This is a genomic window from Mesoterricola sp. JemC181, assembly GCF_055384585.1.
The window spans coordinates 1914072-1926300 of sequence record NZ_AP045076.1 but is presented as its reverse complement, the minus strand read 5'-3'; the positions used below and the strand labels follow the sequence as shown (position 1 = coordinate 1926300).

The window sequence follows — 12229 nt, the reverse complement described above, 5'->3', positions numbered from 1 at the left end:
ATCCGCCGGGTGGTTCCGGCACGGCCTGTGCGATGGAAGGTCACCCGGTCCAGTCTCCCGGGTGGAGGTCCGATGCTTCAAGCCGTCACCAGCCACGGGGAGTCCGCCGCGGGAGTCCAGGGGAAGGAACCCGCCCAGGGTTCCGGCTCCCGGTTCTCGGGCATCATCAATAATCTGGTGTCCGACACCCGGGACGCAGCCCCCGCTCCCCGGCCGGAGCAGGCTCCCGAGGGCCCGGAATCCGCCCAGGCGGCCGTGAACAGGCGCCAGGACGCGGCTCCGCGGGCGCCCGTCAAGCGCCAGGATCCCGCCCCCAAGCCGGCCGCGGATCCCGCCCCGAAGCCGGCCGCCGCACCTGCGGCGGATGCCGCCCCGGCCAATCCCGCCGCCCCCGAGGGCGGACCGGACCCCAAAACGGCCGGAACCAGCCCGGCAGCCACCCTCGACCCCCAGGCAACGGATGCCGCCACGAAACCCGCCGATGCGCCCGTGGTCATCCCCGATCCGGGGGCGGCCATGGCGGCCCTCCTGGCGGCCATGGCCCAGCCCGCACCGGATCCGAAGGCCGCAGCGCCCCTGGCGCCGGTGCCGGCCGATTCGGCTCCCCTGGCGGTGGAGGCCCCGGCCGTCGGGGCAGCGTCCGGGTCCTCCCTGGCAGGGGCCAAGCCTGCCGGGCAAGCGGTTCCCGCCCCAGCCCCTTCGGTCCCTGTGGACCCTTCGGTCCCTGTGGCCCGTTCAGTCCCCGCGGCCCCTTCAGCCCCGGTGGCCCCTGCGAGCGCCGCGGGGACCGCAACCGCCGCTGCCCCCGCCGCGCCGGTGGCCCCCTCGTCCAGCACCCAGCCACCCGTATCCCCGGATGGGACGGGGGCCGGGGCGGGGGTTGCGCCCCCCCCGGTCCCCGTGGAGAATCCGCAGACCGCCCAGGACCCGGCGCCCAAGCCTGGAACCGAGCACCTCCAGGCGGATCCCGGCGTCGAACCCGCCCCTGCCCGGCCGGTTGCCGACCCCCAGGCCGCCGCCCCCGCGCTCTCCCTGCCCCAGGCCAAGGCGGCCCTCGACCTGGCGGTCCCCGGCGTAAAGCTCCAGGTGAAGGCGGCGGCCCCCGCCGAGGCGCCCGCCGCCGCCAAGCCCGCCCTCACCGAGCTGCTCCACCAGCCCAGGCCGGCGGTGGAGACGCCCGCCATCCTGGGCCAGGCCGCGCAGCAGGACCCCGCGGCCCCGGCGGTGGCCCCGACCCAGGTGGCCCAGCTGGCCCAGCCGGCGCCTGCCGCGCCGCGCGCGGCCGCGACCCCGGGGCCCGAGGCGGCCCTGGCGGCCCTCGCGCCCGGAGCCACGGCCGCGGTGCGGGTCGCGGCCACCACGGCCGCGGCGGAGACGCCCCTGCCGGCGGCCCATCCCAGCCTCGTGACCCAGGTGGACGGCAGCATCCGCTGGCTCCTGAAGAACCATGAGACCGGCGCCGAGCTCCAGCTCCACCCCGAGTCGCTGGGCACGGTGCAGATCAAGCTCCGCGTCGAGGGCACCGACGTCCACGCCCGCGTCTGGGCCTCGGACGCCTCGGCCCTGCCCGTCCTCCAGGAGCACCGCGCCTTCCTGGAAGCCTCCCTGCGCGAGCAGGGCCTCAACCTCGGCAGCTTCGATCTCCACCAGGGCCGGCAGGGCGGTGAGACGCCTTTGCCCACCGAGCCCTCCCAGGCCGCCGCCGCCTTCCGGGGCGGCCCGGAAATCGGGCAGGAAACGCCCATCCCCGCGGGCCCAGTCCCCCTGAACCCGCACCGGATCGAGATCGTCGCCTGACGGCACGACTCCTGCCTATAGCCTCCCGGAGGAATCCAGCATGCAATCCCCGACCGTCTCCACGACCAGCTCCACGACGGCCAACACCGCCGCCACGACCAAGGCCTCGAACACCCTGTCCAAGGATGCGTTCCTGAAGCTCCTGGTCGCCCAGCTCCAGCACCAGGACCCCACCAACACCCAGGACCCCAACCAGATGGTGGCCCAGATGGCCACGTTCTCCTCGCTGGAGGCCCAGCAGAACACCAACACCCTGCTGGCCAGCATCCAGACCCAGAACGCCGCGCTGTACCAGGCCCAGAGCGCCGACCTCATCGGCAAGAAGATCCAGATCACCTCGAGCAACGTCGCCCTCTCGGGCGGCGCCGCCGCGATCGGGGTGAGCATGGGCGCCGACGGCAACGCCACGCTGACCATCAAGGACGCCAACGGCAAGATCGTCAGGACCCTGGGCCCCGGCGCCCTGGGCGCGGGCGACAGCACCCTGAACTGGAACGGCAAGGACGACAACGGCGTCCAGCTGCCCGACGGGAACTACACGGTCGCCGTCTCCGCCAAGACCGCCAACGGGGCCCCCGTCACCGCCTCCACCACCACCAGCGCCGTGGTCTCCGCGGTCTCCTTCGTGAACAACGAAGTGAAGGTCACCGCCGGCGGCAGCCAGTATTCCCTGTCCAACATCACCCGGATTTCCAGCTAGGAGCGAACCATGGGCCTCTACTCTTCCTTCTACGCCAGCCTCTCCGGGCTCTCCACCAACGCCTCCGCCTTGAGCGTGATCGGAAACAACCTGGCCAACCTCAACACGGCCGGGTTCAAGGGGTCCAGCTCCCAGTTCCAGGACCTCTTCAACGCCGCCATCGCCAACCAGGGCACCCAGGGCAACGGCAACCCGATGCAGGTGGGCCTCGGCGCCTCGCTGGGCTCGGTGGCCCAGGACTTCGCCCAGGGCTCCTTCCAGCAGACCGGCAGCGTCACCGACATGGCCATGCAGGGCAACGGCTTCTTCACCCTGCAGAACAAGACCGGCAGCGCGGTCTACACCCGCAACGGCAACTTCACCATCGACAAGACCGGATACCTGGTCGATTCCCAGGGCGACAAGGTCATGGGCTGGAACGCCAACGCCGGCGTGGTGAACCCGGGCGGCCTGCCCGCGCCCATCCTGCTGAACATGGCCGGCACGTCGGGCGGCGTGCCCACCTCCAACCTGGAGATCATCGCCAACCTGGATTCCACGGCGGCGGTGGGCTCCACGCCCTTCACCTCCACCGTGCAGGTCTACGACAGCCTGGGCGCCACCCACAGCGTGACCTTCACGTTCACGCCCACCGCCACGGTCGGCCAGTGGAACGTGGCCGCCACGGCCACCGACGGCGGCACCGTCGCCGGCATGCCCACTTCCGTCCAGTTCAACAGCAGCGGCGTCCTCACCAGCTACACGCTGGGCGGCGTCGTCATCACGCCCACGGCGGCCGCCCCCAACAACCCGGTGCTGACCATCAGCGGCTGGACCAACGGCGCCGCGGCCAACACCACCAACTGGCTCCTCACCACGCCCACCAGTTCCGGCGGCCTCACCAAGTTCCTCACCAGCTACGCGGCGGCGTCGACCACCTCCGGCAGCAGCCAGGACGGCTTCGGGGCCGGCACCGTGAGCAGCCTGACCGTGGACCAGGACGGCATGATCATCGGCAACTACACCAACGGCCAGACCATCGCCATGGGCCAGGTGGCCATCAGCACCTTCCTCAACGAGAACGGCCTCTCCAAGCAGGGCGGCAACAATTACATCGCCACGGTGGCCAGCGGCTCGGCCGCGGTGGGCGCGGCGAACCAGGGCGGCCGGGGCGGCGTGCTGGGTTCCAACCTCGAACTGTCCAACGTGGACGTGGCCACCGAGCTCACCCGGATGATCATCAACCAGAACGGATATCAGGCGAACAGCCGGGTCGTCACCACCGCCAACAACCTGCTCCAGGAAGTCCTCAACCTCGTGCGCTGATTTTTTACCTCTGACAACATGGGGCTTCCGGCGTTAATCTGCTATCCGGGAGCCCCATGATCGATTCCTATATTCCGACGCCTGCGAACCCCGGACGCATCCTCATCGTCGACGACCTCATCGGGAACCTCAAGGTCCACGAACGGGAGCTGCGCAACCTCCCCTTCAACCTGACCCTGGTGCAGAGCGGGGACGAGGCCCTGGAGGTCTGCTCCCGGCTGGTGTTCGAGGGCATCCTCATGGACGTCAGCCTGCCCGGCATGGACGGCATCGAGGCCTGCCGGCAGATCCGCAGGTCCCAGCTCAACGCCACCACCCCGCTCATCTTCATCAGCGCGGTGCGCATCGGGGAGGACTGGGTGAAGGAGGGCATCGATTCCGGGGGCATCGACTACCTGGTCAAGCCCTACGTGTTCAGCGAACTCCTGGTGAAGCTGCGCATGATGGTGCGCCTTTCCCGCCAGCGGGACGCGGCCCTGGCCGGGGAGCGCAACCGGGCCCTCCTGGAGGTCGCCGGCGGCACGGCCCACGAGCTGGCCCAGCCCCTGGCTTCCGCCCAGATCCTGCTGGACCGCTTCATCAAGTCCAGCACGCCCCCCACCCCCTCCGAGCTCCGGGACCTGAGGGACTGCCTCGAAAGCACCAACAAGGTGCTGAACCAGATCCAGAACCTGCACACGTACATCACAAAGCCTTACGCATCGGGGCGGATCCTGGATCTGGCCCTCAGCAGCCGGCAACCGTTCCAGTCCCCCATTACCGACCCGGCGGATCAGGATTAGACTGGGGAGATCCAGCGCGGAGCTGGCCGAGGTCCACCTATGTCCGAACTTGCTTCCCGATCCCTCGCGCCCCGGCGCAAGACCCGCCAGATCCTGGTGGGTGGCGTGCCCGTGGGAGGGGATGCCCCGATCACCGTGCAGAGCATGACCAAGACCGACACCCGGGACGTGGAGGCCACCGTCAAGCAGATCTACGCGTACGCGGCCGCCGGCTGCGAGATCGTGCGGGTCTCGGTGCCCACCAAGAAGGCCGGGGAGGTGTTCCACGAGATCACCGCCCGCAGTCCCATCCCCGTGGTGGCCGACATCCACTTCGACTACCGCCTGGCCCTGGTGGCCGCCGACGGCGGCGCCGCCTGCCTGCGCATCAACCCGGGCAACATCGGGGGGCAGGACCGGGTGCGGGCCGTGGTGGAGAAGGCCGGCGGCCTGGGCATCCCCATCCGCATCGGCGTCAACGCCGGCAGCCTCGAGAAGGACCTGGTGGAGAAGTTCGGCGGCACGGCCACCCCCGAGGCCATGGTGGAGAGCGCCCTGCGGCACCTGGAGATGCTGGAGAAGGAACAGTTCTTCAACACCAAGATCAGCCTCAAGGCCTCGGACGTGGTGCGCACCGTGCAGGCCTACCGGCTGCTGGCCAAGCAGGTGGACTACCCCTTCCACCTGGGCATCACCGAGGCCGGCACCCCCTGGGGCGCCACCATCCGCAGCAGCGCCGGCCTGGGCATCCTCCTGGCCGAGGGCCTGGGCGACACCATCCGGGTCTCGCTCACCGGCGACGGCGAGGAGGAGTGCAAGATCGGCCACGAGCTGCTCCGGGCCCTGGAGCTGCGCACGGGGGGCTTCCACATGGTCAGCTGCCCTTCCTGCGGCCGGGTGCAGATCGACCTGAACACCGTCGCCCACCAGATCGAGGAGGGCCTGCGGGAGATCAACCACGAGGACGTCACGTACGCCGTCATGGGCTGCGTGGTCAACGGTCCCGGCGAGGCCCGGGACGCGGACCTGGGCGTGGCCGGCGGCGCCGGCGAGGGCCTCATCTACCGCAAGGGCATCCTCATCCGCAAGGTCAAGGAGGCCGACCTGGTCCCCGCCTTTCTGGAGGAGGCGCGCCGGTTCAAGGCAGAGAAGGACGCGTGACGGGAGTCCGGCGGGTGATCGACGCGCTGTTTGCCCATCCCCTGCTGGCCTGCGGGATCTACCTGATCCTGGAGGCCTTCCTGCCCGTGCCCTTCCAGCCCACGGCCTGGGTGGCCCGGGGGGCCATCCGGGCCTACCAGGCCACCCTGGGCCCCGCCCTGCCCTCCCAGTGCAAGTTCACCCCCACCTGCAGCCACTACGGCCTGGGCTGCGTGCGGAAGTACGGGACCCTCCGGGGAGGGGCCCTCACCACCTGGCGGATCCTCCGATGCAACCCCTTCGGCCACGGCGGCCACGACCCGGTGCCGTGATAAGGTACTAGCTCGCGTCAATCCAGGACTCCCGCATGCCCATCGACACCTCCAGCCCCATCGAACAGCTGGCCGCCTCCAGCCAGGCCGTGACCCGCCACCTCTGCCGCCTCGGCATCGACGTGCACGGCCAGGGGGGCCTGACCCTCGCCGAGGCCTGCAAGGTCCAGGGCCTGGCGCCGGACAAGGTCGCCCAGGAGCTGGACGCCCTCAAGCCCCAGGCGCCGCGCGACTGGATGATGGCGACCATCCCCGAACTGGTCCACCACATCGTGCACCATCACCACGCCTTCACCCGGGAGGAGCTGGTGCGCATCCAGAAGCTCCTGGACGCGGGCCTGGCCATCCCCGGCCCCGCCCAGGCCGTCCTCATCCGCATCAAGGTCCACTTCGCCAGCCTCGCCAGGGACCTGGTGGCCCACTTCCAGATGGAGGAGCGCAACCTCTTCCCGGCCATCTGCGCCGCCGAAAACGGAGGCGTGACGCCCATCTCGCTCAGCACCCCCTCGGAACAGGCCCGCACCATCTCCGCCGAGCACCAGGCCGCCGAGGAGCTCCTCCACAACATCCGGCTCATCACCTCCGACTACGAGATCACCCCGGACTCCCCGGCGCACCTGAGAGCCATCTACCTGGGCCTGCGGAATCTGGAGGACGACCTGCACCTCCACCTCTTCCTCGAGAACCACATCCTCTTCCCCAGGGCCCTCCCGGCCTGATCATGGAGCCCATCGTGGGAGGTTGGAAGAGCACCTGGCCGTGGAGGGCGACGGTCACCGCCTGGGGGCTGGTGAGCCTTCCGCTCACGGCCGTCACCATCATCCTGGGGGCGCCCTTCCTGGGGCCCAAGCGGAGCTTCTGGACCTTCGGGCCGCTGTGGAGCCGGTCCATCTTCCGGTTCTTCGGCATGCACAACGAGCTCATCGGGTGGGAGGACCTGCCCGAGGACATCCGGGAGCGCCGCCAGCCGGTGATCTTCATGGCCAACCACGAAAGCCTCCTGGACCCGCCCGTGCTCATGGGCACCCTGCCCATCCCGGCCGTGTACCTGGCCAAGAAGGAGCTGAAGTGGATGGTCCCGGTGGGCTGGGCCGCCATGATGGCCGGCACCATCTTCATCGACCGCAGCAACCGCGAGAAGGCCGTGGCCAGCATCGCCGAGGCCGCCCGCCAGATACGGGGCGGCAAGAGCGTCGTCCTCTTCCCCGAGGGCACCCGCACCCGCACCGGGGAGCTGCTCCCCTTCAAGAAGGGCGGCTTCGCCCTGGCCGTGGACGCCGACACCCCCATCCTCCCCCTGGGCATCGGCGGCGCCTACCACATGCTGCCCCCCGGCAAGCTCCTGGTGCGGCCGTGGAAGTACGTCATCACCGTGGGCCAGCCCATCCACCCCAGGGACTTCGAGACGAAGGAGGACCTCATGGCCGAGGTGCGGGCCCGCATCGTGGACCTGAGGGAACGGGCCAAGGTCCCCGCGGCATCGCCTGCTCCCGCCAGGGAAGGGTGAGACGGGGCGGCGGATACGGCCGTACGGCCCGGGTCAGAACCTCGTGAAGTCCTGCTCGGCGTGGGCCTCCTTGGAGCCCATCCGCGCCGGCGCGCCGCCCTTCCTGGGCGGGGGCCGCACCCCGCGGCGCCCCCGCGAGGGACGGGCCTCTTCGCCCAGGCTGAAGAAGTCCATGGCGGCCTGGAGCTCCAGGGCCTGGGCGTTGACCTCCTCCGAGGTGGAGGCCAGTTCCTCGGAGGCTGCGGCGTTCTGGGCCACGGCCTGGCTGATCTGGCCGATGGCGGCGTTGATCTGGCCCACGCCGGAGTTCTGTTCGCTGGATGCCGCGGCGATCTCCTGCACCAGGTCGGCGGTCTTCTGGATGGAGGGCACGATGGTCTCCAGGAGGTTCCCGGCCTTCCCGGCCAGCTCCACGCTGCCCGAGGCCAGGGCGCTGATCTCCTCGGCCGCGATCTGGCTGCGCTCGGCCAGCTTGCGCACCTCGGCGGCCACCACGGCGAAGCCTTTGCCGTGCTCCCCGGCCCGCCCCGCCTCGATGGCGGCGTTCAGGGCCAGCAGGTTGGTCTGGTAGGCGATGTCGTCGATGATGGCGATCTTCCGGGCGATCTGCTTCATGGCGTCCACGGTCTCCCGCACGGCCGCGCCGCCCTCCACGGTCTCGCGGGCGGTCTTGATGGCGAGGTCCCCGGTGACCTTGGCGTTCTCGTTGTTCTGGGCGATGGAGGCGCTCATCTCCTCCATGGACGCGCTGGTCTCCTCCACGCTGGCGGCCTGTTCCGAGGCGCCCTGGCTCAGGGCCTGGGCCGTGGAGCTGAGCTGTTCGGACGCCTCCACGAGGCTGCTGCAGGCTTCCAGCACGCCGCCGATGGTCTCGGACAGCTTCTCGACGGTGGCGTTGGAGGCATCCTTGAGGCGCAGGAACTCCCCCTCGTAGGCCACCGTGATCCGCTCCGACAGGTCGCCCTTGGCCGCGGCCTCCATGACCCGCCGCACGTCGCTGAGCCCCTTCTGGCAGGTCTCGGAGAGCGTGTTGAGGGACGTGCCCAGGGCCAGGATGTAGCCCCGGCTCCCCTCCACGGCGATGCGCTGGTGGAAGTCGCCCCGGCCCGCGGCCTCCACGACCTTCTGGGTCTCGGCCAGGACCCGCGAGAGGGTGGCGACCATGGTCCTCATGGCGGCCATCATGCTGGTGGCGTCGCCCTCGGCGACCGGGACCTCCATGGTGATGTCGCCCTGGGCCACGCGCTGGGCGATGGAGGCGGCAAGGGCGGGTTCGCCCCCCACCTGGCCCTTGATGATCCGGGTCACCAGGCCCCCCAGCAGGATGGAGAGCACGAAGCAGGCGGCGACGAGCGTCCCGGCCTGCCAGCGGACCTTTTCGTACACGGCCTGGCCGGCCTTGTTGGCGGCCTCGGCGTTCAGCCGGTTGATCTCCACCACCTCGGCCAGGAGCTTCTCCACGGCGCCGTACGTGGGGCGCACGTCCCCGACCAGCCACTTCTCCGCCTCGGCGCGCTTGCCGGCCTCGGCCAGGACGACGAGCTTGCGGGTGGATGTGACGTAGGGCTCCCACAACTGGTCGTAGAGCTTCCACTGGGCCACCTCGGCCTCGCCCATCATGGTCTTCCGCTCCCGGGCGACCCAGTCGGCGACGGAGGCGCGGTACTTGCCCATGTGATCGATCTGGGCCGTGCGGTAGGCGGTGTCCTGGGCCAGGACGATGTTGCCCAGGGCCCTCTGGCAGTTGGCCAGGGCCAAGGTGGCGTTGCTGGTGTTGATCACCGCCAGGGTGCAGTTGGAGTAGGCGTCCTCCATCATCCGGTGGAGGTCGAAGGACGCGCGGATGCCGAAGATCCCCACGACGACGGTGATGAGGGCCACGGCCACGAAGGCCGTGATGAGCTGGGTGGCCAGCCGGAGGGACTTGAACCACGTCATGGGGCCTCCAGGCGCAAAGGGTTCCGATGGCACAATACCTCAGGAACTATAGCCATGGATTCCAGCGGCGCCAGGAGGCGCCTGGAATAATTTAATGCTGACCCGGAGCTCCGGAAGGCCCGGGCTCAGAGGCCCAGCTTGGCGAACGCGGCCTCCACCGGTTCGGCGTCGGGATCCCAGACCGGCACGTCCGGCCACTGGTTGCGGAAGTAGGTCCCCTGCCGCTTGGCGTAGGCGCGGGTGTCCAGGATGATGCGGGCGCCCGCGCCCCGGGGCTCGTCCATCCAGACGTCGTAGCCCAGGGGGCGCAGGCGGCGCAGCGCGGCCTCCGCCGGGGTGCCCTGGAGGGCGGCCACCTCCTTCTGCCAGCCGGCGCGGATCATCTGGCGAACCCGGGCGGCCACCCGTTCCCGCTGGCGCTCCCGGGAAGGCAGCACGAGGATGGCCAGCCAGCCCTCGGGCACGCCCCGGTCCACGCCGTCCAGGAAGAGCGAGGCGCGGCTCCCGGTGGCCAGGTGGAGGCCCAGGGCCCGCTGCACCCGGGAGCGGTCGTTGGGATGGAGCTGGGCGGCGCGCGCGGGGTCCACCGCGGCCAGGTAGCGGTGCAGGGCCGGGGAGCCCAGCAGGTCCACCCACCGGCGCAGCTTGGCGGTGATCGCCTCGGGCACGTCGGGCAGCTGCGTGAGCTGGTCCCAGACGCCCCGGAGGTAGAGGCCGGACCCGGTGACGAGCACCGGGTTGGCGCAGGCGCCGATCCAGCCCCGGGCCAGCTCCCCGAAGGAGGCCGGATTCACGGCGGTCTCCAGGGGCAGGACGCCGTAGCCGTGGTGGGGGATGCCCTCCCGCTCGGCCTCGCTGGGCTGGCCCGTGCCCACGGGCAGGTCCCGGTAGGCCTGGAAGGGGTCGCCGTTGACCACCTCGCCGCCGATGCGCCGGGCCAGGGCGAGGGCCAGGGCCGACTTGCCCGAGGCCGTGGGGCCGAGCACCGCGATCCTAGTCATGGCTCACCGCCAGCAGCGCGATGACGCGGGCCGCCTCGTCCCGGGCGAGCCGCGCGGCCTCCAGGGTGTGGTCCAGCGCGGAGGCGGGGTCCTGGCGCAGGGTGAGGAGGGCGCCGCACTGGGCCCTGAGCCGCTCGACGTTGCCGCCGGGGTCCGGGAGGCGGCGCGCGGCGCCGGCCTCGAGGATCTTCAGGAAGCGCTGGATGGCCGAGCACGCGGCGGTGGTGGCGGCGGGGGCGCTGCGGCTGTCGCCCTTGAGGGCCAGGGCCGCTGCCAGAAGGCGCAGGCCGTCCTCGAACTGGGATGGGAGGGGCCCGCCCGGCCCGGCCGGGCCGGTCATCCGCAGCGGCTCGCGGCGCCCAGGGGGAGCACGGGGTAGTCCCCCGTGAAGCACGCGTAGCAGAAGTGGCCCCCGTCGAGGTCCTGGACGGTGGACTGGAGGTCCTCCAGGGTCAGGTAGCCGATGGTGTCCGCGCCGATGAAGGTCCGGATCTCCTCCAGGTTCCGGGTGGCCGCGAGCAGGTGCTCCCGGTCCGGCGTGTCGATGCCGTAGAAGCAGGGGTGGGTGGTGGGCGGGCTGGAGATGCGCATGTGCACCTCCGCGGCCCCCGCGGCGCGCACCATGGAGACGATCTTGCGGCTGGTGGTGCCCCGCACCACGCTGTCGTCCACCAGCACCACGCGCTTGCCCCGGAGGAGTTCGCGCACGGGGTTGAGCTTCACCTTCACCCCGAAGGAGCGGATGCTCTGCTTGGGCTCGATGAAGGTGCGTCCCACGTAGTGGTTGCGGATGAGGCCGAAGTCGAAGGGGATCCCGGATTCCTCGGAGTAGCCCAGGGCCGCCGAGACGCCCGAGTCGGGCACGGGCACCACCAGGTCGGCCGCGACGCCGTGGCGCCTGGCCAGGAGGCGCCCCATCTCCCGGCGGGTGGCCATGACGGAGAGGCCGTACACGAAGGAGTCGGGCCGGGCGAAGTACACGTGCTCGAACACGCAGGGCCGGGCCTGGATCCGCTCCCTGGGGAACACCGACGTGAGCCCTTCCCGGTCCAGCACCACCAGCTCGCCGGCCTCCACCTCGCGCACGTACTCGGCCCCCAGCAGGTCGAAGGCGCAGGTCTCGCTGGAAAAGGCCGTGGCCTCCCCCAGGCGCCCGATGGACAGGGGCCGGAAGCCCCGGGGGTCCCGGGCCGCCATGAACTTGTCCTTGGTGATGATCAGCACCGAGAACGCCCCCTCCACCTGCCGGAGCGCCTCCACCACCGCGTCCACGACGCTGGCGGCCCGGGCCCGGTTGATGAGGGCGAGGATCACTTCGGAATCCGAGGGGCTGGAGAAGACCTGGCCCTCCTGGATGAGGCGGTTCCGCAGCTCCTCGGTGTTGGTCAGGTTGCCGTTGTGGCACAGGGCGATCTGCCCGAACCGGCCCTCCACCAGGAAGGGGTGGGCCGCCGAGGCCACGTTGCCGCCCGTGGTGGAATACCGGGTGTGCCCGATGGCGCCGTCCCCGGGGAGGCGGTCCAGGGTGGCCTCCGTGAAGACGTCGGCCACGTAGCCCTGGCCCTTGTGCAGGTGGAGCCGGCCCTGGTCGCGCGAGCAGATGCCCGCGGCCTCCTGGCCCCGGTGCTGCAGGGCATAGAGCCCCAGGTAGGTCTGGCGCGAGGCTTCCAGCTCAGGCCAGATCCCGAATACGCCGCACTCGTCCTTGAAAGCCATGATCCCCCCGGTCCATCAGGATAACCGACCCC

General features: G+C 70.8%; 12 protein-coding genes. 8 read left to right on the top strand and 4 right to left on the bottom strand.

The window, feature by feature from the left end; all coding sequences use genetic code 11:
* The first annotated feature begins 72 nt into the window (after nucleotides 1-72).
* The 8 genes from ACZ5MC_RS08410 to ACZ5MC_RS08375 are packed head-to-tail and all read left to right on the top strand — an operon-like array spanning nucleotide 73 to nucleotide 7542.
* Entirely contained in the window at nucleotides 73-1797 is a 1725-nt protein-coding gene (locus ACZ5MC_RS08410; RefSeq protein WP_464517512.1) for a flagellar hook-length control protein FliK, read from the top strand.
* Nucleotides 1798-1837: 40 nt separating this feature from the next.
* Nucleotides 1838-2497 (top strand): flagellar hook assembly protein FlgD, encoded by a 660-nt coding sequence (locus tag ACZ5MC_RS08405; protein WP_306599878.1) that lies wholly within the window; start codon nucleotides 1838-1840, stop codon nucleotides 2495-2497.
* 9 nt (nucleotides 2498-2506) lie between these two features.
* Nucleotides 2507-3802 carry a flagellar hook protein FlgE gene (locus tag ACZ5MC_RS08400; RefSeq protein ID WP_306599877.1) on the top strand — a complete coding sequence of 432 codons (1296 nt, stop codon included), beginning with the start codon at nucleotides 2507-2509 and terminating at the stop codon, nucleotides 3800-3802.
* Nucleotides 3803-3858: 56 nt separating this feature from the next.
* Nucleotides 3859-4584 carry a response regulator gene (locus ACZ5MC_RS08395; RefSeq protein WP_306599876.1) on the top strand — a complete coding sequence of 242 codons (726 nt, stop codon included), beginning with the start codon at nucleotides 3859-3861 and terminating at the stop codon, nucleotides 4582-4584.
* A 39-nt stretch (nucleotides 4585-4623) separates the two neighbouring features.
* On the top strand, nucleotides 4624-5724 hold the full coding sequence (gene ispG / locus ACZ5MC_RS08390) for a flavodoxin-dependent (E)-4-hydroxy-3-methylbut-2-enyl-diphosphate synthase (RefSeq protein WP_306599875.1): 1101 nt from the start codon (nucleotides 4624-4626) through the stop codon (nucleotides 5722-5724).
* Nucleotides 5721-6035 (top strand): membrane protein insertion efficiency factor YidD, encoded by a 315-nt coding sequence (gene yidD, locus ACZ5MC_RS08385; protein ID WP_306599874.1) that lies wholly within the window; start codon nucleotides 5721-5723, stop codon nucleotides 6033-6035. Before ispG ends, yidD begins: the two co-directional genes overlap by 4 nt.
* Nucleotides 6036-6070: 35 nt before the next feature.
* Complete coding sequence (locus tag ACZ5MC_RS08380) at nucleotides 6071-6754, top strand: hemerythrin domain-containing protein (RefSeq protein WP_306599873.1); 684 nt, start codon at nucleotides 6071-6073, stop codon at nucleotides 6752-6754.
* A 14-nt stretch (nucleotides 6755-6768) separates the two neighbouring features.
* Complete coding sequence (locus ACZ5MC_RS08375; protein ID WP_306599872.1) at nucleotides 6769-7542, top strand: lysophospholipid acyltransferase family protein; 774 nt, start codon at nucleotides 6769-6771, stop codon at nucleotides 7540-7542.
* A 33-nt stretch (nucleotides 7543-7575) separates the two neighbouring features.
* Here the strand turns inward: ACZ5MC_RS08375 and ACZ5MC_RS08370 are convergent, their stop codons facing one another.
* The 4 genes from ACZ5MC_RS08370 to purF form a co-directional block, all read right to left on the bottom strand.
* Nucleotides 7576-9480, bottom strand: coding sequence for a HAMP domain-containing methyl-accepting chemotaxis protein (locus tag ACZ5MC_RS08370; RefSeq protein WP_464517511.1), 1905 nt, complete (start codon nucleotides 9478-9480; stop codon nucleotides 7576-7578).
* A gap of 125 nt (nucleotides 9481-9605) precedes the next feature.
* Complete coding sequence (gene miaA / locus ACZ5MC_RS08365) at nucleotides 9606-10481, bottom strand: tRNA (adenosine(37)-N6)-dimethylallyltransferase MiaA (RefSeq protein WP_464517510.1); 876 nt, start codon at nucleotides 10479-10481, stop codon at nucleotides 9606-9608.
* Nucleotides 10474-10821 carry a hypothetical protein gene (locus ACZ5MC_RS08360; protein ID WP_306599869.1) on the bottom strand — a complete coding sequence of 116 codons (348 nt, stop codon included), beginning with the start codon at nucleotides 10819-10821 and terminating at the stop codon, nucleotides 10474-10476. Before ACZ5MC_RS08360 ends, miaA begins: the two co-directional genes overlap by 8 nt.
* Nucleotides 10818-12197: an amidophosphoribosyltransferase gene (gene purF / locus ACZ5MC_RS08355; protein ID WP_306599868.1), complete on the bottom strand. Its 1380-nt coding sequence runs from the start codon at nucleotides 12195-12197 to the stop codon at nucleotides 10818-10820. Before purF ends, ACZ5MC_RS08360 begins: the two co-directional genes overlap by 4 nt.
* Nucleotides 12198-12229: the final 32 nt, after the last annotated feature.